Source organism: Streptomyces sp. NRRL WC-3605, from assembly GCF_001509795.1.
Taxonomy (GTDB): Bacteria; Actinomycetota; Actinomycetes; order Streptomycetales; family Streptomycetaceae; genus Streptomyces; species Streptomyces viridochromogenes.
The window spans coordinates 52,628-72,456 of the sequence record NZ_LLZN01000038.1 but is presented as its reverse complement, the minus strand read 5'-3'; the positions used below and the strand labels follow the sequence as shown (position 1 = coordinate 72,456).

At 73.9% G+C, this 19,829-nt stretch carries 18 protein-coding genes; 10 read left to right on the top strand and 8 right to left on the bottom strand.

The features are described from left to right. Window positions 1–8: 8 nt before the first annotated feature. Entirely contained in the window at window positions 9–563 is a 555-nt protein-coding gene (locus ADL34_RS07100; RefSeq protein ID WP_234374964.1) for a hypothetical protein, read from the top strand. Between the two features lie 10 nt (window positions 564–573). Here ADL34_RS07100 and ADL34_RS07095 read toward each other — a convergent pair whose 3' ends face one another. The 5 genes from ADL34_RS07095 to ADL34_RS07075 all read right to left on the bottom strand — a co-directional run bounded on the left by ADL34_RS07095 (window position 574) and on the right by ADL34_RS07075 (window position 4,364). Continuing rightward, window positions 574–948 carry a hypothetical protein gene (locus tag ADL34_RS07095; protein WP_062664557.1) on the bottom strand — a complete coding sequence of 125 codons (375 nt, stop codon included), beginning with the start codon at window positions 946–948 and terminating at the stop codon, window positions 574–576. Window positions 949–962: 14 nt separating this feature from the next. Continuing rightward, entirely contained in the window at window positions 963–1,460 is a 498-nt protein-coding gene (locus tag ADL34_RS07090; protein ID WP_062664555.1) for a roadblock/LC7 domain-containing protein, read from the bottom strand. Between the two features lie 82 nt (window positions 1,461–1,542). Beyond that, complete coding sequence (locus ADL34_RS07085) at window positions 1,543–2,334, bottom strand: hypothetical protein (protein WP_062664553.1); 792 nt, start codon at window positions 2,332–2,334, stop codon at window positions 1,543–1,545. Continuing rightward, complete coding sequence (locus ADL34_RS07080; protein ID WP_055624228.1) at window positions 2,331–2,723, bottom strand: hypothetical protein; 393 nt, start codon at window positions 2,721–2,723, stop codon at window positions 2,331–2,333. The genes ADL34_RS07085 and ADL34_RS07080 overlap by 4 nt, the downstream gene beginning before the upstream one ends. 228 nt (window positions 2,724–2,951) lie before the next feature. Then, window positions 2,952–4,364, bottom strand: a complete 1,413-nt coding sequence (locus ADL34_RS07075) for a diaminopimelate decarboxylase (protein WP_062664657.1) — start codon at window positions 4,362–4,364, stop codon at window positions 2,952–2,954. A gap of 160 nt (window positions 4,365–4,524) precedes the next feature. On the opposite strand from ADL34_RS07075, the gene hutU reads away from it, so the two are divergent. The 4 genes from hutU to hutI all read left to right on the top strand — a co-directional run bounded on the left by hutU (window position 4,525) and on the right by hutI (window position 10,119). After that, window positions 4,525–6,189: a urocanate hydratase gene (hutU, locus tag ADL34_RS07070; RefSeq protein WP_062664551.1), complete on the top strand. Its 1,665-nt coding sequence runs from the start codon at window positions 4,525–4,527 to the stop codon at window positions 6,187–6,189. Window positions 6,190–6,314: 125 nt separating this feature from the next. Next, a complete protein-coding gene (locus ADL34_RS07065) occupies window positions 6,315–7,517 on the top strand; it encodes an allantoate amidohydrolase (protein WP_079033989.1) in 1,203 nt (400 codons plus the stop codon). Beyond that, complete coding sequence (locus ADL34_RS07060) at window positions 7,514–8,851, top strand: formimidoylglutamate deiminase (protein WP_062664549.1); 1,338 nt, start codon at window positions 7,514–7,516, stop codon at window positions 8,849–8,851. Before ADL34_RS07065 ends, ADL34_RS07060 begins: the two co-directional genes overlap by 4 nt. Beyond that, window positions 8,848–10,119, top strand: a complete 1,272-nt coding sequence (hutI, locus tag ADL34_RS07055; protein ID WP_062664547.1) for an imidazolonepropionase — start codon at window positions 8,848–8,850, stop codon at window positions 10,117–10,119. Before ADL34_RS07060 ends, hutI begins: the two co-directional genes overlap by 4 nt. Here hutI and ADL34_RS07050 read toward each other — a convergent pair whose 3' ends face one another. Together ADL34_RS07050 and ADL34_RS07045 are read right to left on the bottom strand one after the other, a co-directional pair. Further along, on the bottom strand, window positions 10,120–11,706 hold the full coding sequence (locus tag ADL34_RS07050; RefSeq protein ID WP_062664545.1) for an RICIN domain-containing protein: 1,587 nt from the start codon (window positions 11,704–11,706) through the stop codon (window positions 10,120–10,122). Window positions 11,707–11,939: 233 nt separating this feature from the next. Beyond that, a complete protein-coding gene (locus ADL34_RS07045) occupies window positions 11,940–12,902 on the bottom strand; it encodes an RNA polymerase sigma factor SigF (RefSeq protein ID WP_062664543.1) in 963 nt (320 codons plus the stop codon). A gap of 239 nt (window positions 12,903–13,141) precedes the next feature. Here ADL34_RS07045 and ADL34_RS07040 point away from each other — a divergent pair, with 239 nt between their 5' ends. From ADL34_RS07040 to ADL34_RS07020, 5 genes are all read left to right on the top strand, one after another. Next, window positions 13,142–13,528, top strand: coding sequence for an STAS domain-containing protein (locus tag ADL34_RS07040; RefSeq protein ID WP_062664541.1), 387 nt, complete (start codon window positions 13,142–13,144; stop codon window positions 13,526–13,528). A 231-nt stretch (window positions 13,529–13,759) separates the two neighbouring features. Then, complete coding sequence (locus ADL34_RS07035; RefSeq protein ID WP_062664539.1) at window positions 13,760–14,353, top strand: ATP-binding protein; 594 nt, start codon at window positions 13,760–13,762, stop codon at window positions 14,351–14,353. 302 nt (window positions 14,354–14,655) lie between these two features. Next, the gene (locus ADL34_RS07030; protein WP_062664538.1) at window positions 14,656–15,357 is read left to right on the top strand and encodes a hypothetical protein; all 702 of its coding nucleotides are present in this window, start codon (window positions 14,656–14,658) and stop codon (window positions 15,355–15,357) included. Between the two features lie 300 nt (window positions 15,358–15,657). After that, entirely contained in the window at window positions 15,658–16,725 is a 1,068-nt protein-coding gene (locus ADL34_RS07025) for a hypothetical protein (RefSeq protein ID WP_062664536.1), read from the top strand. Window positions 16,726–16,787: 62 nt separating this feature from the next. After that, window positions 16,788–18,074, top strand: a complete 1,287-nt coding sequence (locus ADL34_RS07020) for a hypothetical protein (protein WP_062664534.1) — start codon at window positions 16,788–16,790, stop codon at window positions 18,072–18,074. Window positions 18,075–18,153: 79 nt separating this feature from the next. Here ADL34_RS07020 and ADL34_RS07015 read toward each other — a convergent pair whose 3' ends face one another. Beyond that, complete coding sequence (locus tag ADL34_RS07015) at window positions 18,154–19,650, bottom strand: oligopeptide:H+ symporter (RefSeq protein ID WP_062664533.1); 1,497 nt, start codon at window positions 19,648–19,650, stop codon at window positions 18,154–18,156. Window positions 19,651–19,829 lie beyond the last annotated feature (179 nt).

The following is a 19,829-nucleotide window of genomic DNA, read 5'->3' as shown; positions in this document are numbered from 1 at the left end:
TGGCTCGGGTGGCCGTCGTCGTACGGGCCGGGGCCGCGCCGCTGTGGTGGGCCGGGGTGTGCGCGGCCGGTGTCGGCGCGCTGGTGCCGGGTCTGACGGGGCGCCGGATCGGCGGGCTCGCCGGGGCCGCGCTGTTCCTCGTCGCCCTCGCCGTCGTCGCGTACGTCCGCCGCGGACGGTACGCCGCGCTGATCGGGCCGGCCGCGCGGGCCGCCAAGCAGGACGTGCTCCAGGACCGGGCGGTGAGCGTACGCGCCTGGCGCCGGGGTCACCGCTGGTGGCTGCTGCTCGCCTTCGTCGCCGCCCTGGCCTCCGCGTTCGCGGTGCCGGTGGCCGGCGGGCTGCTGCTGGCGGGCTGCGGGGCGGGGCTGTGGCTCAAGGCGGCCTGGCTGGGCCGCCGTGAGCTGGCCGGGGGCGTCCTGCTGTGGGTGCGGGTCGACTGGCTGGACGCCCGCGCGGGCCGACCGGCCGGCAAGGCCGTGAAGGGCTTCCGCACCACCGGCGTCGCCGCGGGCGACGCGGCCCCGGGCGGGGCCCGCCGCCGCACCGCGGCGCTCGTGTGACGCGGGTGCCCTAGACCTCCAACTCCTCCTCGATCTTCTTCAGCTGGTGCCGGGCCATGGCCAGGTTGGCGCGCTTGGCGTCGAGCACCAGGTACATGAAGAGACCGTTGCCGCCGCGCCCGGTGAGCAGCCGGATCAGGTGGTACTGGTCGTTGAGGGTGATCAGGATGTCCTCGATGCCGCCCTTGAGGCCGAGGTGCTCCATGGTGCGCATCTTGGCCCGGATGACGTCGGTGTTGCCCGCGGCGGCGACGTTGAGGTCGAAGGTCTTGCTGCCGCCGAGGGTGCCGAGGGCCATTCCGCTGGTGTAGTCGACGAGCGCGACGCCGGTCGCCCCCTCGATCGACGCGAGGCATTCCTTCAGAGCGGTCTCGGTGTTGGCCATGACGTGGTTTCCTCTCAACTTTCGGTAGTGGTGCGCGCGTTCGCGGCGGTGCGCGCGGCGCGCGTGCTTCTCGTGCGGGTGGGCATGGGTTTGGCGGGCTCCTTCGCGGAGCTCGTGGCCGGGCTCGGCTTCGGCAGCGCCGCGTCGGCGTCGACGAGTTCGCCGATGCGGGCGCCGGCGCGACGGCCCTCCAGGTGCAGCCGGCCGACGTTGACACCGTCCTCGGCGAGCAGCGTCAGCACGGCGGTGCCGCCGGCGGCGTAGGTGGCGACATAGCCGCCGGTGCCGCGCATGAGCAGTTCGCGGAAGTCGCCCCGGCCGGTCGCGTCCGTCACGCGCATCGCGACACCGAGCGCCGCCGCGGTGAGCGCGGCCAGGCCGTCCGGCTCGACGCCGGGGGTGTCGTGGGCGAGGACGAGGCCGTCGACGCCGGCCGCCAGGGCCCCGGTCAGCTGGGGCACCCGGGCTCTGAGCCGGCGGAACTCGTCGAGTAGAGCGGCCTCGGCCGCCATCAGTTTTCTCCTCTCGGCACGGGACCGCTGGGGCGGGCGGGGCAGCCCGTCCGCCGTGTCGCGGTCCTCGAAGGGTTTGCGGTCAAAGGGCCTCCAGCGCATCCCTGACCCTCTTCAGCAGCGCGACATAGGGATCGCCGGCGCCGTCGGACGGATGGTCCTGGTGGGGCGGTGTCCGCACGCAGACGAGGCCCGCCGCGGCCAGCCGCCGCAGGTGCACCAGGGTGTGGAAGGCGGGCCTGCCCAGCTCCCGCGCGATGTCCACGGCCTTGCGGACGCCGTCCACCCGGGCCAGTACGGCCGCCTGCCGGGAGGGCACCGCGGGCGCCGCGACCGGGTCCGCCCGCACCAGCGGCGCGCCGTCGATCGCCGGGTCCGGCCAGATGTGGCGCAGCAGGGCCCGGCGGCGCAGCGTCTCGCGCTCGAGGTCGTCCACCGGCACCGGGTGCACGGCGGCGAGCCAGTGCGCCCCGCCGTACCGGAAGCGGCCGGGGGTGCTGCTCGGGGCGAGCGCGAAGTACGCCGCGTCGTACAGGGCGCTGACCTGGGTCAGCTCCAGCACGCCGGGGGTGACGCCGTGCCGCAGCAGATGGGCTTCGTCGGCGGTGTCCTCGGCGTCCCGCCACGCGGTGGCGTCGAGACCGCCGTGGGCCGTCAGCAGCGTCCCGAGGCTGGGGGCGAGCGGGCTCTCCGCGTGCACCACCCGGCCGTCGACGAGGTGGAGCGTGCCGTGCTCGCGGTGCAGGACGCCGGTGGCGCGCTCGTCCGCGAGCCGGGTCAGCATCGGGGAGACGACACCCCGGGCCTCCCGGAGGGCCGCCTGCCGGTCCCGGACCGGCAGCCGGGGCGGCGGGGTGCTCGCGACGACGGTCATCCGAGCACCAGCCGTTCGGCCATCTCGCCCAGCCGGATGCGGGCCAGCGCGAGGTTGCCGTCCGAGCGGGCCAGCCACAGGTACAGGCACACGCTGCTGTCGAACGACGTCGGCACGAACCGCAGTACGTGGTAGCTGTCGCGGTTGCTGAGGATCACGTCCTCGACCGGGGGATCCGCGGCGTCGCCGCCGTCCTCCGGGCCGAACGCCTGCTGCTCGGCGGCCAGGCGGGCCAGTTCCGCCGCCTCGGCGGCCGCCGTCTCGTGGTCACCTCCCGGTGGGTCGCCCACCGTGCCCAGGGCCAGCCCGCTCGTCCAGTCCACGAGCGCCGCCCCCCGGGCACCTGGCAGTCGCATCGTCTCCAGCAAGCACTCGTCGATTCCGGGCACCGTCGCTCCCCTCCCGCCTGGGGTCCGGCTGAGTGACCGCCAAACTACGCAACGTGTGTGCGGCGAGTGAGCGTTCGCGCATTTTCCGGTGGAACATGCGCGAAGTGGCTAGGGTGGGTCGACTGAGCACCTGCACAGGGGGCTCGACTGAGCCTGCACAGAGGCCTCGACTGGGCACCTGCACAGGGGAGTTGACCTCCCCTGTTCACAGGTCTCGCCCGGGGTGCGTCAACGGCGCCCGGGCTCGCCGAGGGTGGTGAGCGCGGTGGCGTGCGCCCCTCCGGACTCGGCCACGATCTCCTCGACGGACTGCGGCTCCCGGACCGTCGCGAACGCGACCTCCCCGTCCGTGCCGGCCGCGAAGCCGTACACCCCGGGCCGGGCCAGGGAGTTGTAGGAGTAGTGGTGTGCGAAGTAGTACGCGCCGGTGTCGAGCGCCGCCGCGTGGTCCCCCTGCTCCAGCAGCGGCAGCGAGGCCCGCTCGGCCAGCAGGTCGCCGGAGAAGCAGGCCGGCCCGGCCACGTCCTGCGTCACGTCCGGCCCCTCCTTGGGGCGGCCCTTGGCGTCGTACGCGGCGATCCGCAGCGGCCAGCTGCCCGGCATGTACACCGTGCGCGCGGCCACCTGCACGCCCGCGTGCGTGATCGCGACCGGACGGCCGCCCGCGCTCTTGGCGTACTCGACCCGCGCCACGATCGTGCCGTGCTTGGCCAGCAGGGACCGGCCGAACTCGGTGACCAGGCCGTAGCGGCCGTCGAACAGCCCCGGCACCGCCTCCGCGAGCAGGCGCGCGTACTGCGCGTAGGTCGGGGTGGCCGCGTCCGAGGCGAAGTTCACGGGCAGTCCGCCGCCGAGGTCGAGGGTGTCGATCTGCCGCCGCCCGACCGCCTCGTTGATCTCCTCCGCCAGCGCGTACGCCTCCGCCACCCCCTGCGCCATCAGGGACAGCGGGATGCCCTGCGACCCGGTGTGCGTGTGCAGCCGGGTCAGCCACGGGCGGTCCCGGTACGCCTGGACGACCCAGGCGCGCGCCCCCGGATCGCGCAGCGCCACCCCGAACTTCGAGGTGGGTGTGGCGGTCGACGTGGCCCCGATGGACCCCCCGCCGACCTGCGGGTTCACCCGCAGCCCGAGCGGGGAGCGACGTGTGGCGGCGGGGGTGCCTCCCGTGCCGTCCGGGCCGCCGGCGCGCATCAGGGCGTCCAGCCGCTCCAGCTCCTGCGGATTGTCGGCGTTCACGGCGATGCCGAGGGCGAGCGCCTGGCGCAGCTCCGCCGGGGTCTTCGCGGGCGAGTCCAGGACGGTGGCCTCCGGGCGCAGCCCGGCCGCGCGGGCCAGCGCCAGCTCGCCGGGGCTGGCCACCTCCGCGCCGATCCCCTCCTCGCGCAGCAGCCGCAGCACCGGCACCAGCGGGCACGCCTTGACGGCGAAGGCGTGCAGCACCGGGGTGCCGGGAGCCGTCACGGCGTCGAAGGCCGCCCGCAGCGCCGCCGCCGACTCCCGGATGCCGGTGACGTCCAGCAGACCGACGACGGGGGAGTCCGGGCCGAGCAGCCCCTGTTCCACGGCCGCCCGCACCGCCTCGTCCCGCCGCGCCGCCCGCCGGCCGTCGTGCGCCTCGATACCCGCTGCCTCGCCCACCGCGTTCTCCGTCCCTTCGCCGTCCGTGCCCACGCATCCAGCCAAACACCGACCGGGCGCCCCTGCTGGCGCACGGATGTATTGACTAGCTCTATTCATGAAGTCAGGATGTGAATAGCAACCTCAACAATCATCGTCCTCGTCCGCTGGGAGGCAGACCATGTCAGGACCCCGCACCGTCCGAGCTCCGCGCGGTACGGAACTGAGTGCCCTGGGATGGCAGCAGGAAGCCGCCCTGCGGATGCTCCAGAACAACCTCGACCCCGAGGTCGCAGAGCACCCCGACAAGCTCGTCGTCTACGGCGGCACCGGCAAGGCCGCCCGCGACTGGCGCTCCTTCGACGCCATGGTCCGCACGCTCCGGACCCTCAAGCAGGACGAGACCATGCTGGTCCAGTCCGGCCGCCCGGTCGGCGTCATGCAGACCCACGAGTGGGCCCCGCGCGTCCTCATCGCCAACTCCAACCTGGTCGGCGACTGGGCCAACTGGGAGGAGTTCCGCCGCCTGGAGGCCCTCGGCCTCACCATGTACGGCCAGATGACCGCCGGCTCCTGGATCTACATCGGCACCCAGGGCATCCTCCAGGGCACCTACGAGACGTTCGCCGCCGTCGCCGCGAAGAAGTTCGGCGGCACCCTCGCCGGGACGATCACCCTCACCGCCGGCCTCGGCGGCATGGGCGGCGCCCAGCCGCTCGCCGTCACCATGAACGACGGTGTCGCGATCTGCGTCGACTGCGACCCGCGCGCCATCGAGCGCCGCATCGAGCACCGCTACCTCGACGTGCGCGCCGACTCCCTGGAGCACGCCCTCCAGCTCGCCACCGAGGCCCGCGACGCCCGCCGCCCGCTGTCCATCGGCCTCCTGGGCAACGCCGCCGAGCTGCTTCCGCAGATGCTCGCCGAGGGCGCCCCGATCGACATCGTCACCGACCAGACCTCGGCGCACGACCCGCTGGCCTACCTGCCGGTCGGGGTCGACTTCGACGACATGGCCTCCTACGCGGCCAAGGACCCGGCGGGCTTCACCACGCGTGCCCGTGAGTCCATGGCCCAGCACGTCGAGGCCATGGTCGGCTTCATGGACGCCGGCGCCGAGGTCTTCGACTACGGCAACTCCATCCGCGGTGAGGCCCAGCTCGCCGGGTACGACCGCGCGTTCGCCTTCCCCGGCTTCGTCCCCGCCTACATCCGCCCCCTCTTCTGCGAGGGCAAGGGCCCCTTCCGCTGGGCCGCCCTGTCCGGCGACCCGGCCGACATCGCGAAGACCGACAAGGCGATCCTCGACCTGTTCCCGGAGAACGAGTCCCTCGCCCGCTGGATCAAGATGGCCGGCGAGCGCGTCCACTTCCAGGGGCTGCCCGCCCGGATCTGCTGGCTCGGCTACGGCGAGCGCGACAAGGCCGGCGAGCGCTTCAACGACATGGTCGCGAGCGGCGAGCTGGCCGCGCCGCTGGCCATCGGGCGCGACCACCTCGACTGCGGCTCCGTCGCCTCGCCGTACCGCGAGACCGAGGCCATGCTCGACGGCTCCGACGCGATCGCCGACTGGCCGCTGCTGAACGCCATGGTGAACGTGGCCTCCGGCGCCTCCTGGGTCTCCCTGCACCACGGCGGCGGCGTCGGCATGGGCCGCTCCATCCACGCCGGGCAGGTCACGGTCGCCGACGGCACGAAGCTCGGCGGTGAGAAGATCCGCCGGGTGCTCACCAACGACCCCGGCATGGGCGTCATCCGGCACGTGGACGCCGGCTACGACATCGCGGAGTCCGTCGCCGACGAGCGGCAGGTCCGGGTGCCGATGCGCGAGGGTGACCCGGCGTGAGTGAGAACGGCAACTCCCCGGTGGGGGCGGGCGGTTCGTCGCCGTCCGCGGGTCCGGCTGTGCCCACCCTCCCCCTCGCCCCGCGGAACGACGGGCCGCAGCCTGGCGGCAGCTCGTTCCACGAGATGTGGCGCGAGCTGCGCCCCATCGGGCGGCACCCCGACTCCGGCGGCTACCGCCGCTACGCCTGGACCGGTGCCGATCTCGAGTGCCGGGACTGGTTCGAGGAGCAGGCGCGTGCCCGCGGGCTCGCCTACGAGGTGGACCGCAACGGCAACCAGTGGGCCTGGCTCGGCGACCCCGCCGCCGGAGACGCCGTCGTCACCGGGTCGCACCTGGACTCCGTGCCCGACGGCGGGGCCTTCGACGGCCCCCTCGGCGTGGTGTCCTCGTTCGCCGCGCTCGACGAACTGCGCGCCCGCGGCACGGACCTCGCCAGGCCCCTCGCCGTCGTCAACTTCGGCGACGAGGAGGGCGCCCGCTTCGGGCTGGCCTGCGTCGGCTCCCGGCTCACCGCCGGAGCGCTCACCACCGAGCAGGCGCACCGCCTGACCGACGCCGACGGCACCAGCCTCCCGCGCGCCATGGAGGCCGCCGGATACGACCCCGAGGCCCTCGGCGCCGACCCCGAACGGCTCGCCCGCATCGGGGCCTTCGTCGAGCTGCACGTCGAGCAGGGCCGCGCCCTGGACCTCACCGGCGACCCGGTCGGCATCGCCAGCGCCATCTGGCCGCACGGCCGCTGGCGGTTCGACTTCCGGGGCGAGGCCAACCACGCCGGGACCACCCGGCTCGCCGACCGGCACGACCCGATGCTCCCCTACGCCGAGACGGTGCTCGCCGCCCGCCGCGAGGCCGGGCACACCGGTGCCGTCGCCACCTTCGGCAAGATCGCCGTCGAACCCAACGGCGTCAACGCCATCCCCTCCCTGGTGCGCGGCTGGCTCGACTCCCGCGCCGAGGACCAGACGGCCCTCGACACCGTCGTCGGCGGCATCGAGAAGGCTGCCCGCGCCCACGCCGACGCGCACGGCGTCGGACTCGACGTGGTCCGCGAGTCCTTCACGCCGGTCGTCGAGTTCGACCACGGGCTGCGCGACGAACTGGCCCGCATCCTCGGCAAGGACACCGGCATCACCGTGCCCGTGCTCGGAACCGGCGCCGGACACGACGCCGGAATCCTCTCCGGGCGCATCCCGACCGCCATGCTGTTCGTACGCAACCCCACGGGCGTCTCGCACTCCCCGGCCGAGTTCGCCGCCGAGGACGACTGCGTGGCCGGGGTGCTCGCACTCGCCGACGTACTGGAAGGGCTGGCCCGCAGGTGACAGCGAAGACGTACTGGCTGGAGCACGCCTGGCTCGACACGCACGTCGAGCCGGGCGTCGCCCTGGACGTGGCCGACGGCCGCGTCACCGCCGTCCGCACCGACGTCCCCACCCCGCCGCCCGGCGCCGAGGTCCTGCGCGGACTGACCCTGCCCGGCCTCGCCAACGCGCACAGCCACGCCTTCCACCGCGCCCTGCGCGGCACCGTCCAGGTCGGCTCCGGCACCTTCTGGACCTGGCGCGAGGTCATGTACACCATCGCCGAGCGGCTGACCCCGGAGACCTACCACGCGCTGGCCCGCGCGGTGTACGCCGAGATGGCCCTCGCCGGCGTCACCGCGGTCGGCGAGTTCCACTACGTCCACCACGCGCCCGGCGGCACCCCCTACGCCGACCCCAACGCGATGGGCGAGGCCCTGATCGAGGCCGCCGCCGAGGCCGGCATCCGGATCACCCTCCTCGACACGGCCTACCTCTCTTCCGGCTTCGGCCGCCCGCCCACCGCCCACCAGCTGCGCTTCTCCGACGGGGACGCCGACGCCTGGGCCGAACGCTGTTCACTTCTCAAGGAACACGATCACGCGCGGATCGGCGCGGCCGTCCACTCCGTGCGGGCCGTGCCCGCCGACCAGCTGGCGACGGTCGCCCGCTGGGCCGAGGAGCGGCGCGCCCCGCTCCATGTGCACCTGTCCGAGCAGACCGCCGAGAACGACGCCTGCCGCGAGGCCCACGGCTGCACCCCCACCCAGCTGCTGGCCCTGCACGGCGTGCTCGGCCCGCGCACCACCGGTGTGCACAACACCCACCTGACGCCCGAGGACATCTCCCTCATCGGCGGCAGCGGCACCGGCACCTGCATGTGCCCCACCACCGAGCGCGACCTCGCCGACGGCATCGGACCGGCCGCCGCCCTCCAGAACGAGGGCTCACCGCTGTCCCTCGGCTCCGACAGCCACGCCGTCATCGACCTGCTCGAAGAGGCCCGCGCCCTGGAGCTGAACGAGCGGCTGCGCACCCGCACCCGCGGCCACTGGACGGCGTCCGCCCTGCTGCGGGCCGCCTCCGCCGACGGTCATGCCGCCCTCGGCTGGGACGGGGCGGGCACGCTCGAGCCCGGTGCGCTCGCCGACTTCACGACCGTCGCGCTGGACTCCGTCAGGACGGCAGGGCCGCTTCCGCGGCTCGGGGCCGAGACGGCCGTATTCGCCGCGTCGGCAGCGGACGTGTCGCATACGGTCGTGGCCGGCCGGCACGTCGTACGGGACGGAGTCCACACCCTGGTGCCGGACGTGCCACGAGCCCTCGCGGACGCCGTGGCCGCCCTGCGCGGATGACCCCGGGCCGCTCCGCCCCCCACCCCACCGCCGAGAAGGCAACCAAGGACGCCATGAGCAACGCGACGACCGTCAGCCCCGCCCACTCAGCGAGCACCGCCAGCACGCTCATCACCAACATCACCGCCCTGGTCACCAACGACCCCTCCCTAGGTGACGGTTCCCCCCTCGGACTGGTCCACGACGCGGCGGTCGCCGTCGAGGGCGACCGGGTCGTGTGGACCGGTGATCAAAGGAAAGCACCCGCCACTGACAACCGGGTCGACGCCGGTGGCCGGGCGGTGATCCCGGGCTTCGTCGACTCCCACTCGCACCTCGTCTTCGCGGGCGACCGCACCGAGGAGTTCAACGCCCGGATGTCCGGGCGGCCGTACAGCGCGGGCGGCATCCGCACCACCGTCGCCGCCACGCGCGCCGCGAGCGACGCCGAGCTGGAGGCGAACCTCACCCGGCACCTCGCCGAGGCCCTGCGCCAGGGCACCACGACCTTCGAGACCAAGTCCGGCTACGGCCTGACCGTCGAGGACGAGGCCCGCGCCCTGCGCGTCGCCGCCGCCCACACCGACGAGGTCACCTACCTCGGCGCCCACATCGTCTCCCCGGACCACGCCGACGACCCGGCGGCCTACGTCGACCTCGTGACCGGCCCGATGCTGGACGCCTGCGCCCCGTACGCCCGCTGGATCGACGTGTTCTGCGAGAAGGGCGCCTTCGACGGCGACCAGGCCCGCGCGATCCTCACCGCCGGCAAGGCCCGGGGCCTGCACCCGCGCGTCCACGCCAACCAGCTCTCCTACGGCCCCGGCGTCCAGCTGGCCGTCGAACTGGACGCCGCCAGCGCCGACCACTGCACGCACCTCACGGACGCCGACGTCGACGCGCTCGCCCACAGCCGTACCGTCGCCACCCTGCTGCCCGGCGCCGAGTTCTCCACCCGGGCACAGTGGCCCGACGCCCGGCGGCTGCTCGACGCCGGGGTCACCGTGGCGCTGTCCACCGACTGCAACCCGGGCTCGTCGTACACCTCGTCGGTGCCGTTCTGCGTGGCGCTCGCCGTACGGGACATGGGGATGACGCCCGACGAGGCGGTCTGGTCGGCCACGGCGGGCGGCGCGGCGGCACTGCGCCGTGACGACGTCGGCCGGCTCACCCCGGGCGCCCGCGCCGACCTGCTGCTGCTCGACGCCCCGAGCCATGTGCACCTGGCCTACCGGCCCGGTGTGCCCCTGGTCAGCCAGGTGTGGCGGCGCGGCGTCCGGGTGGCCTGATCAGGCGGCCCCCGCCCGCCAGCGCTGGCCGGCGCCCGCGCCCGCGGGCTCCAGGGACAGCCCGTCGCCCACGCCGCCGTCCGGGGTGAGGGCCGTCCCGAAGGCGATGACGGGGCGGACCAGCCCGTCCCCGTCCACGACGAACATCAGGTTCCGCCCGTTGCGGCCCTCGACGGAGTCGCAGTCCCAGATCCCGACGCCCCGGTCCGTGTCCCCCCGGCTGTCCAGGCAGAAGCCGGGGTCGGCGGCCGACTGGAGCACCCCGCGGTCCTCGTCGACCCGCCAGCGCTGGGTGCGCGACCCGGAGCAGCGGGCCGTGATCACGTCGGTCCCGTCGAAGAAGGCGCCGCCCACGTCCAGGCACAGCCCCGAAGCGGCGTTCACGACCTGCGCGAACGAGGAGGACGGCGGGCGGGCGGCGGACGCCGGCGGCCGTGCCGTCGCCGACTTCGTGGGAGACGGACTCGGGGACGGCGAGGGCGGCTTCCTGGTCCGCGAGGGCGACGGTGACGGCGGTGGGGACGACGTGGACGACGTGGACGACGTGGTCGGCCCGGTCGCCGCGGTACTCGTCACCGCAGGCGGAGGCACGCTCACCGCCGCGCCCGCCGGGTCCCCCGCGTCCGGTCCGGCCTGGGCGACCAGGAACACCACCAGCGGCAGGAGCGCCACTCCGAGCGCCGCCGACACCAGGACGAGTTGACGGCGGTCCGGCCGCGTCTCCCGCGCCCGGCCGGACCGGACCGGCGTGCCCCGGCCGGTCGTCGTCCCACCCCGTGCCGCACCGCCGGTGTACGCCGTCCCGGCCCACGGCAGCAGCCCCTCCGCCAGGGCCGCGCGCGGGGTGTCCCGCAGTGCCGCCAGCTCGGCGTGGGCGGCGGCACAGTGCGGGCAGCGCGCCATGTGAGCCTGCAGATCGGCGCTGTCGCGCGGGCTGTCAGGCCGTACGGACTCCTCGATGAGACGGCCGAAGTCCGGGCAGTCCGGGTCGTCGGAGGCGGCGAGCCGGGTGTGCAGGCAGGCACGGGCGAGCTGCTGGAGTGCCGGGCCGGTGCCGTACGCGACGTCCTCGCGGGTGAGGCCGAGCAGGGCCGCCGTGCGCTCGGGCGGCTCGCCCTCCACGATCCCGTACCAGACCAGGCCCTGGGCGCGGTCCGGCAGGGCCTGGAAGGCGGTGAGCATGGGCGGGAGCGGCCCGTCGGGGCCGGTCGTGCGCAGCAGGAGCAGCAGGGCGGGGTCGAGGCCGGCCGCCCGTTCGTCCGTCGCCCAGGTCCCGGCCGTCCGGGCGGTGAGGAGCAGGAGGTGGTGCCGCCAGGGCAGGCCGGGGTCGAGGCCGCGCGCGGCCCGGCGGGCCGCCGACGTGACGGCCCCGGCGGCCAGTTGACGGGCCAGGGCGTCGTCGGGGGCGCACAGCCGGGCGTAGGCGAGGACGTGCGGGAGGTGCCGGGCGCGCAGCTCCTGGAGCGCGGGGTACGCCGTGGTCGTGTGACCGCGCAGCAGTTCGGTCAGCCGTGCGTCGGAGGTGTCCGCGTGGATCCCGGGACCGGTGTCCCCGCGGTCGTGGCCTGTGCCGTCGGCCCCAGTCATCCCGCCGCCTCCTCGCAGCCGTGCGACCCGCGCGGAGCACGGGCTACCGGCGGGTATGACGGCTCATAGTGGAGGAAGGGGAGCCCTGGGGAAAGGGTTTCTGTCGGTAACCCCCGCGGTCGCCACGTGACCCGCACAGCAGCACTGTGCCCGGTGCCCGGCCGACTCGTTTCGGCGGGGCACCGGGCACAGTCCCGGGGGTCCGGAGGCGTGTCGTCGGCTCCGGCGGCCCGTCACTCCTCGATCGTCAGGCCCTTTCTGAGCCGGACCAGGGTCCGCGACAGCAGGCGCGAGACATGCATCTGGGAGATGCCGAGTTCCTCGCCGATCTCCGACTGGGTCATGCCGGCGACGAACCGCAGGGACAGGATCTTGCGGTCGCGCGGCGGGAGTTCGGCGATGAGCGGCTTGAGGGAGGCGACGTACTCGATGCCCTCGATGCCGTTGTCCTCGTAGCCGATCCGGTCGGCCAGCGCGCCCTCGGCGTCGTCCTCCTCGGGCTGGGCGTCCAGCGAGGAGGCGGTGTAGGCGTTCGACGCGGCCATGCCCTCGACGACCTCGTCACGGGTGAGACCGAGGCGTTCGGCGAGCTCGGCCACCGTGGGGGCGCGGTCGAGCTTCTGGGCGAGTTCGTCGCCGGCCTTGGCCAGGTCGAGCCGGAGCTCCTGCAGGCGGCGCGGCACGCGCACGGACCACGAGGTGTCCCGGAAGAAGCGCTTGATCTCGCCGATGATGGTCGGCATCGCGAAGGTGGGGAACTCCACTCCGCGGCTGAGCTCGAACCGGTCGATCGCCTTGATCAGGCCGATCGTGCCGACCTGGATGATGTCCTCCATCGGCTCGCTGCGCGAGCGGAAGCGGGAGGCGGCGAACTTGACCAGGGCGAGGTTGAGTTCGACGAGCGTGTTGCGGACGTACGAGTAGTCGTGCGTGCCTTCCTCCAGCGACTCCAGCCGCTCGAAGAGGGTCTTGGACAGGGCCCGCGCGTCCACCGGCCCCACCTCGTCGTACGGCGGGATCTCCGGAAGCCCGGCGAGTACGTCGTCGTGGGCGAGGTCCTGAGCGAAGTCCTGGCCGAGGGCCAGTTCGGCGGATACGCCGCCGCGCTCGATGGGATCCAGATGTTCCGGTCGGGATGCCGACGTCGCGACGGGGGTATGCGATGCGTCGAGCCGGGGTGACATGATGTCCTCCATCGTTCTCGGCATATGGCTGCCGAAGCCTTTGCGTGCACTGCGGTGTGCGGCGCCTCCAAAGCCGGCCGAGTCGGTTGCGTGTCTCTACTAGCCCTATCGGCTTTCCGGAGCCCACCGCAAGTGCGCTCTGTTCCGAAATGTCCGTTTGTGGGTGGATGTTCGGGTGTTGGAGGGCGTAGGGAAGGCGTAGTGTTCGTCAGCGTCAGTCAGCAGCCACGACGTCGGGAGTGAGAGACGGCATGGACCGCGGGACGGTCGGCAGCGCACAGTCTGGCCGACTTCTGGTGGAGGTTCGCGAAGAGGGCTCCAGCGCCGTCGTGACCCCGGTGGGTGAGTTGGACCACCACACCGCAGATCTGTTGCGTGAGCCACTCGAGGAGTGCCTCACGAAGGGTTTCAGCCGACTGGTGGTCGACTGTTCCCGGCTGGAGTTCTGCGACTCGACGGGGCTGAACGTGCTGCTCGGGGCGCGTCTGAAGGCGGAGGCGGCCGGTGGCGGAGTCCACCTGGCCGGAATGCAGCCCGTCGTCGCGCGCGTGTTCGAGATCACGGGCGCCGAGGCCGTCTTCACGGTCCACGACACCCTCGAGGACGCCCTCGCCGACGGGACCGCCGGCTCCGGCTGACCTCGTGTGTCGCCCTCGCAACGGACGTCACATGATTCGGCCGAAGAGAAGGGGTGTTCCTCCGCCCGGGTCGGGCAGGAGACATCCTGGAACCGTCGGCTGTGACGTCGGCCACCGGCGAGGGCCGTGACCGGCACACCGGGCACGGATCGTGTACTGGTGTACTGACTCTGCGTACAGACCGTTGAAGAGTTGAACGATGAACTGGTGAATCGGTGAGGTGAAGCGCTGATGAGCACCACCCGGCCTTTCTCGCCGGGCGACCGCGGCCCAGAGCCCAGCGGCGCTTCCGGGGTGTCCGGGGCCGCCGCTCCGGCACCGGACCACGCCTCGGGGGGGTCACCGGCCGCGGAGGCGTCCGCGGGGGGCTCCGGGGCGTCCCTGGCGTCCGTGGAGCCCGCGCAGCAGACCGCGGGGCGTCAGGTCCGCACGCTGGACTTCGCGGACCAGAGCGGCGTCGTCCCGCTCGCCCGTGACTTCGCCCGCCAGGCGCTGTACGCGTGGGGCTGGCTGCCGGCGGCCTCCGCCGACCGGCGGGCCGCCGCCGAGGACGTGCTGCTGGTGGTCTCCGAGCTCGTCACCAACGCCTGCCTGCACGCCGAGGGCCCCGACGCGCTGCTGATCGCCTACGACAACAAGGTCATCCGGGTCGAGGTGTCCGACAAGGGCACCGGTCAGCCCGCCCCCCGTACGCCGCATCGCGCGGGCCGCCCCGGCGGCCACGGCATGTTCATCGTGCAGCGCCTGTGCCTGGACTGGGGCGTCGTCCGTACGCCCGGGCAGGCCGGGAAGACCGTGTGGGCGGAGCTGGGCGCACCGGCCTGACCCGTCCGGCCGCGGGGAGAATCGGTTTTCCCGTGGCCTTTTCGTTCGCGGGGCCTGGCCCGTTCGCCGCGCGTCCCCGGCCGCTCTGCGTTCCCCGCCCGGCGTTCCTGGCTCGTCCGTCTTCCGTGCCCGTCCGTCTTCCGTGCCCGTCCGTCCCGTGTTCCCGGGGTCCCCGGGGTGTCACCCCTCCATCCAACGCGCTCACGATCGCCACAAGTCCGGCGTGCGCCGTCTCTTCCTTCCTCGAGGCCCCGGGCGTACCTTGACGGCCGATCTGATACACCGTCAGGAATGAGGGGACCGTGTCGAAGCAGAAGCGAACCGCCGCGCTCGCGACGGCCGCGGCCCTGGCCGGTTCGGCGGTGCTGCTGACCGCCCCCGCGGCCCGGGCCGAGGTCGTCGACGTCGACTACGCCTGCAAGACGCCGATCGGCGACAAGAGCGCCGTCTCGCCCATCGACATCAAGGGCGTCCGCGGCGGCACCGGTTACAAGATCACGATGTCGTGGCAGAAGGGCGTCTCGTCCAGCCCGGTCGAGCTCGGCAAGGGCGCGATGAGCCCGAGCGCCACCATCGAGCTGGGCGGAGCGGACAGCGGCACCCTGAAGGTGACCGGCCCGTCCAACCAGGATGCGATACCGGCCGACACCCCCATCAGGGTCAGTGACCTGACGGGCACTTACACGCCGGGCAGGAGCGGCAAGGTCACCTTCACCGCGGGCGTGCTCACCATCAAGGCGCTCGGCACGACGACGACCTGCACGCCCACCAACGATCCCGGGCCCTCGCTCACCCTCGACGTGACGGCGGCGGGCGGCGGGGGAGCGAGCGGCGGGGGAACCGGCGGCACCGCCACCTCGGGCGGCGGCCGGGCGGCCGGGCTGCCGCGCACCGGGCCCGAGGAGTCCGCGATCGCCCTCGGCACGCTCGGCGGCACGGTCCTGCTGGCGGGCGCGGCGGGCGCGCTGTGGCTGACGCGGCGGCACCGGCCCGCCGCCCGCTGACCGCTCGCCCCAGACGCCGGAGCCACCGATGCCGTCAGCCGTCCGCGTCCTGTGCCGGTCCCTGCCCCTGCCCCTGCTCGCGCCGGCGGCGGCCACCCCGCCGGCCGCCGCCGACACGCCCTGGTCGGCCGCGCCCTCCGGTGACGGCGTCGGGCGCCACGTCCGTCGCGTCGGCCCGCTTCGTGCCCTGGGGCCCGGTGACGGGAACGGCGGGGGGCCGGCGGCGTGGGCCGGCCTGATGGCCGTACGGCGGTGGCGGCGCGGGCCGCTGAGGCGGGGCGGGTCGGGGGGAGCGGGCGCATGAAGGGCGGGGTGCGGTGGGCGGTGCTGGTGGCGGTGCTCGCGCTGCTGCTGCTGCCCCCCGTGGCGGGGACGGCGGCGGCGGTGGACCGGCCCACGGTGCGGCTGTCCGCCTCCCAGGCGGGTACGGGCGGTTCGGTCACCGTCAGCGGCAGCGGCTGGCGGCCCCGGGCCCTGCTGATGCTTCTCGTGTGCGGGCAGGCCGTCCCGACGACCGGGGTGCGCGGCGGCACCGACTCCTGTGCCAACGCCGACGGCCGGGCCGTGACGACGGACGCCGAGGGGCGCTTCCGGCGGAAGCTGCCGGTGGCCGAGCCGCCGGTGCCGTGCCCCTGTGTCGTGCACGTGGCGACGGCGACCGGGCCGAGGGCCGAGGCCGACGCCGTCCTCCAGGTCGCCGGGCACGCCGTGGAGCCGCTGCCCGCCGAACCGCTGGGCGGACGCCTGTCCGTGCTCACTGACACCCGGCTGGACGGCTCGGACGGCCTGCTCACCTGGTTCGGCGCGCCGCCGAGACGCACGCTCGTCCTCACCGTCGGCAACGTGGGCACCTCACCGGTGCGCGACCCGGTATTCCAGGTGGGGACCTCCCACGGGGTGTTCGCCCCGCAGTGGGAGGAGCAGCGGTGGCGCGGCACGCTCCGGCCCGGCGCGAAGGCTCGTGTCGAACTGCCCGTGGAGCTCGCCGCCGGGGCGCACGGCGCCTACACGGTGTCCCTGAGGTACGGCGGACGGGTGCTGGCCGAGCAGCCCTGGGACGTGGGCCGCCCGTGGGGCGTGACCCTGTTCTGGTCGCTGGCGGCGGTGGTCGTGCCGGCCGCGGTCTTCCGCGCCGGGATGGCGGTCGTGGACCGGGTCCGGCCCCGGCGGACCGCCCGCCGCCGGCCCCGGATGCGCCTGCCCGGACCGGCCCTGCGTCTTCCCGGGCTGCGGCCCGCCGCGCGGGCACGGCACTCCTCGCGCCCGGCCTCGTCCCTGCCCTGGTTCACCCCGGACCGCGATCCGGGCGCACCGCCTGCCGACAGCCCCCCGCGTCCTGCGACCCCCACCAGGAAGGGACCCCCGTGAGCGAGCCCAGGAGAGCCACCACCCCCAGGACCCGAAGAGCGGGCGCGGCCGGCGCCGCCCTGATGCTCGGCGGCGCCGGGCTGCTGCTGGGCGTGTCCGCCGCTCCGGCGCAGGCGGCCGAGGTGTCGTACGCGACCGAGTGCGTGCCGCCCCCGATCTCCGGGCTGCCGCCGGTCCAGGGCACCACGACCGTGGCGGTCGACGCTCCCGCGCAGGCCAGGACCGGCGACGAGGTCGAGATCGTCTGGACGTTCGTCCGGGCCGCGTCGAAGAACCCGGACATCCTCGACCTGGCCGAGGACACCGTCCAGCCGACCGGCACCCTCAAGGCGGCCGGCGCGCAGACGGCGGACGTCGTCCTGCGGGGCCCCCGGGAGAACCCGCCGATCCCCAAGGGCGGCGAGATGAAGCTGTCCACGATGAAGGGCACGCTGAAGCTCACGTCGCCCGGCGAGGTCACCCTGACCCCGGACGCGTACACCATCAACGTCAACAGGCCGATCTCGACGGACACCGTGTGCACGCCGAAGGAGCCCGTGCGGCCCGCTGCGACGATCACGGTGACCGACGGCGGCGGGGACCCGGGCGGTACGACGGGCGGGGAGCCCACGGACGAGCCGACCGGGCCGACCGCCACCCCGACGGACCCGCCGACCTCGTCTCCTTCGCCGAGTGGGAGCGAACCCGGCGACGACGGAGGGCAGGACGCCGTCACCGGCGAGGAGGTCCAGGTCCCCTATGCCTGCAAGACGCCGATCGGGGACCGGAACGCCACCTCGCCGGTCCGTGTCGACGCCACGCGCGACGGCGGGAGCTTCGCCCTCACCGTCCGGTTCCGCGGCTCCGTGATGGACAGCCCCGCCGACATCCCGAAGGGCTCGGTGAAGCCGTCGATGGAGGTGGTCCTCGGCGGCGCCGACCGGGGCACGGTGCATGTGGAGGGGCCCGCGAACGCCGAGGCCATCAAGGCGGGCGACCCGATCGGGATCCCCGACCTGACGGGCACGTACCGGCCGGGCGCGAGCGGGCGCTCGACGCTGGCGCCGGGCGTGCTCACGGTCGAGGCCCTCGGCACGACGACGACCTGCACCCCGGAGAAGTCCCTGGTCTCCCTGACCCTGGACACCACGGAGCAGGAGGGCGGCGCCTCCGGCGGCGGCGCGGCCGGGGGCGCAGCGGGCGGAGGCGCCGCGGGGGGAGCGGCGGGAGGCTCCTCCGCCGTGTCCGGCGGCCTCGCGGCGACCGGCGCTGACGACCGCGGCAGCCTGAAGGCGCTCGGGCTGGTGGGGGGAACCCTCCTGCTGCTGGGCGGCGCGGTGTTCACGTTCCTGCCGGGGCGCCCGCGCTGAGCCGCCGCGTCCGGGAACGCCGGAGGGCCACCGCGCGCGTGGCGTGCGGTGGCCCTCCGGGCGGACTCGGGGACGGGCGTCAGTTGACGCTGCCCATGAGCTCCTTGACCTTCTTGCGGTACATCCAGACCGCGAACCCGGCGACCACGGCGAGCGTGGCCTCCAGCGTGACGATGCCCGTCTTGTTCAGGTCGACGCCCGCGATGGAGAGCAGACCGGTGGTGGCGTCACCCGCGGTGACGGCCAGGAACCAGACACCCATCATCTGGGAGGCGTACTTGGCCGGGGCCATCTTCGTGGTGACCGACAGGCCGACCGGGGACAGCATCAGCTCACCGACGGTCTGCACGAAGTAGATCGCCGCCAGCCACAGCGCGGCCGCCTTGTGGCCGCCGTCGGCGATCGACAGCGGGGCCAGGAAGAGGAAGAAGGACGCGCCGACCAGGATCAGGCCCATGGCGAACTTCGACGCGGTGCTCGGCTCCTTGCCGCGCTTGGCCAGCGCGAGCCACAGCCAGGCGAAGACCGGCGCCAGCGCCATGATCATGACCGGGTTGACCGACTGGTACCAGGAGACCGGGAACTCCCAGCCGAAGACCGAGTTGTCGGCCGAGGACTCGGCGAACAGGGAGACGGTCGAGCCACCCTGGTCGTAGATCATCCAGAACACGGCGGCGGCGACGAAGAACCAGATGTACGCGGTCAGCTTGGACTGCTCGCCGCGGTCGAGCTGCTTGTCGCGCTTCATCCGGCCGATGACCATGACCGGGATGACCAGACCGGCGACGGTGATCGGGACGAGCAGCCAGTTCAGCGTGTAGACGCCGGAGAAGCCGACGATCGCGTAGAACACCGCGGCGACGGCGGCCCAGAAGAACGCCTTGCGCAGGGTCGCGGCCTTCTGCTCGGCGGTCAGCGGCGTGGGGACGACGTCCGACTTGGCGCTCAGGTGGCGGCTGCCCAGCAGGAACTGGGCGAGACCCAGCGCCATGCCCAGCGCGGCGAGCGCGAAGCCCAGGTGCCAGTTGACGTTCTCACCGATGGTGCCGATGACCAGAGGGGCGGCGAAGGCGCCCAGGTTGATCCCGATGTAGAAGATCGTGAAGCCACCGTCGCGGCGCGGGTCCTCCGGGCCGTTGTAGAGGTGGCCGACCATCGTCGAGATGTTGGCCTTCAGCAGGCCGGACCCGATCGCCACCAGGCCGAGGCCGGCGAAGAAGCTGCCGGACCAGGGGAGGGCCAGCGTCAGGTGGCCGAGCATGATGACGGCACCGGCCACGGCCACCGTCTTGCGCGGGCCGAGCACGCGGTCGGCGAACCAGCCGCCGGGCAGGGCGAGCAGGTAGACGAGCGAGAGGTAGACCGAGTAGATCGCCGTGGCCGTGGTGGCACTGAGGCCGAGGCCGGCCGGAGCGACGAGGTACAGCGGGAGCAGAGCCCTCATGCCGTAGTAGGAGAAACGCTCCCACATCTCGGTCATGAAGAGAGTGGCCAGGCCGCGGGGGTGGCCGAAGAAGGTGCGATCGGAACCGGGGATTCCGGTGGGGGCCGAGTCCTTCGTCAGGCTGGACGCCATGGTCGTTCCTTGCTGTCGGGACGCGCATGCGACATGGAGCGGTCACGCGCCCGGTGGGGGGGCGGCCGGCACCGACGGACGAGACCGTCGCCCCCACGCCCTGGGGGAGTCCGTCCGGATGAGGAGCGGAAGACGGCGACCGTCGGGATCCACGCCCCCGCCATCGGAGGCCCGGCCAC

Coding starts and splice junctions, on each gene's coding strand:
- hutU (WP_062664551.1), top strand. CDS start 4,525: ATGTCAGGACCCCGCACCGTCCGAGCTCCGCGCGGTACGGAACTGAGT.
- ADL34_RS07035 (WP_062664539.1), top strand. CDS start 13,760: ATGAGCACCACCCGGCCTTTCTCGCCGGGCGACCGCGGCCCAGAGCCC.
- ADL34_RS07015 (WP_062664533.1), bottom strand. CDS start 19,650: ATGGCGTCCAGCCTGACGAAGGACTCGGCCCCCACCGGAATCCCCGGT.
- ADL34_RS07040 (WP_062664541.1), top strand. CDS start 13,142: ATGGACCGCGGGACGGTCGGCAGCGCACAGTCTGGCCGACTTCTGGTG.
- ADL34_RS07045 (WP_062664543.1), bottom strand. CDS start 12,902: ATGGAGGACATCATGTCACCCCGGCTCGACGCATCGCATACCCCCGTC.
- ADL34_RS07065 (WP_079033989.1), top strand. CDS start 6,315: ATGTGGCGCGAGCTGCGCCCCATCGGGCGGCACCCCGACTCCGGCGGC.
- ADL34_RS07090 (WP_062664555.1), bottom strand. CDS start 1,460: ATGGCGGCCGAGGCCGCTCTACTCGACGAGTTCCGCCGGCTCAGAGCC.
- hutI (WP_062664547.1), top strand. CDS start 8,848: ATGACCCCGGGCCGCTCCGCCCCCCACCCCACCGCCGAGAAGGCAACC.
- ADL34_RS07095 (WP_062664557.1), bottom strand. CDS start 948: ATGGCCAACACCGAGACCGCTCTGAAGGAATGCCTCGCGTCGATCGAG.
- ADL34_RS07025 (WP_062664536.1), top strand. CDS start 15,658: ATGAAGGGCGGGGTGCGGTGGGCGGTGCTGGTGGCGGTGCTCGCGCTG.
- ADL34_RS07020 (WP_062664534.1), top strand. CDS start 16,788: ATGCTCGGCGGCGCCGGGCTGCTGCTGGGCGTGTCCGCCGCTCCGGCG.
- ADL34_RS07085 (WP_062664553.1), bottom strand. CDS start 2,334: ATGACCGTCGTCGCGAGCACCCCGCCGCCCCGGCTGCCGGTCCGGGAC.
- ADL34_RS07050 (WP_062664545.1), bottom strand. CDS start 11,706: ATGACTGGGGCCGACGGCACAGGCCACGACCGCGGGGACACCGGTCCC.